This is a genomic window from Paenarthrobacter sp. FR1, assembly GCF_051106045.1.
Taxonomy (GTDB): Bacteria; Actinomycetota; Actinomycetes; order Actinomycetales; family Micrococcaceae; genus Arthrobacter; species Arthrobacter nitroguajacolicus_A.
This window is the reverse complement of sequence record NZ_JBPFSF010000028.1, coordinates 1-1,078: the sequence shown is the minus strand read 5'-3', so window position 1 is coordinate 1,078 and position 1,078 is coordinate 1. Positions and strand designations below refer to the sequence as shown.

General features: G+C 68.4%; 1 pseudogene. It reads right to left on the bottom strand.

From position 1 onward, the window contains the following. Nucleotides 1-1,055, bottom strand: a pseudogene (locus ACR30Z_RS22565) (DUF6531 domain-containing protein); the annotation flags it as partial. Nucleotides 1,056-1,078: the final 23 nt, after the last annotated feature.

Genomic DNA, 1,078 nt, shown 5'->3' with positions numbered 1-1,078 from the left:
CCGTCCACCGAGGCCGACGCTTCCCGACCGGCGGTGTCGTAGCTCCAGGTGGTGGTGTGCCCGTCCGGGTCCGTCTGGGACAACTGCCGCCCCGCCGGGTCATACGTGGCGGTGGTGACCCGCCCGAGCGGGTCCGTGACCGTCTCGACCTGGTCCGTGGCCGTATACGTCCGGGTGGTCACCCCACCGGTGGGGTCCGTGATCCTAGTGAGCCGGCCGCGGGTGTCGTACTCGAACCGGGTCCTGCCCCCCACCCCGTTGATGGTCCCGGTCAACTCCCCGGCGAGGTTGTATTCAAAGCGGCGGGTCCCGTACCAGGAATCCTGTGAGAAGCTCAGCCGCCCGCACCGGTCGTACCCGTACCGGGCCGTACCCTCCCCGGGAGTATGCTTCGCGGTCAACCGCCCACACGCATCGTAGGCGAACGTCTCGACCTCCCCGCTCGGCAGTCTCCTCGCGGTGAGGCGCTGGTCCGGGTCGTAGGACAATTCCGTGACCGCCCCTACCGGGTCAATACTGCGGAAGGGTCGGCCGCAGTGGTCATACTCGAACCGGGTCACCGCCCCCGTGGGTGAGGTGATCGAAGTGATCTTCCCGGCAGCATCGCGGCCCAAGACCGTCAACCCGCCCTCACCATCGACCAACTCGACCGGGTTCCCCGCCGCGTCATAAGACACCAGCTCCGCGGACCCATCCGCGGACTCGACCCGGGTGGGGCGGCCGTACTCATCAAAACTCAAAGCCGTGGTGGTAAACGCGTCGGTCAGGGTCGCGGTCCCGTTGATCCGGTCGGTGACCGCTCCGGTCCGGACCCCGGTCGGATCAACAACCCCGGTGAGAGCACCGACTGTGTCGTACTCCCGCACCCAGTCATGCCCGGCAGGGTCCGTCACCGCGATGAGCCTGGAGAGGTTGTCGTGGGTGAACCCCCACGACGCCCCGTCGGGCAACACCGCGGCGGTGAGGTTCCCGAGCTCATCAACCACCCGCTCGATACTGCGGCCGAGCGGGTCCGTGGTGCGGGACAGTTCCCCGTTGGGGGCGTACTCGAACACCGTCCGGCCCCCATCCGGGGCAA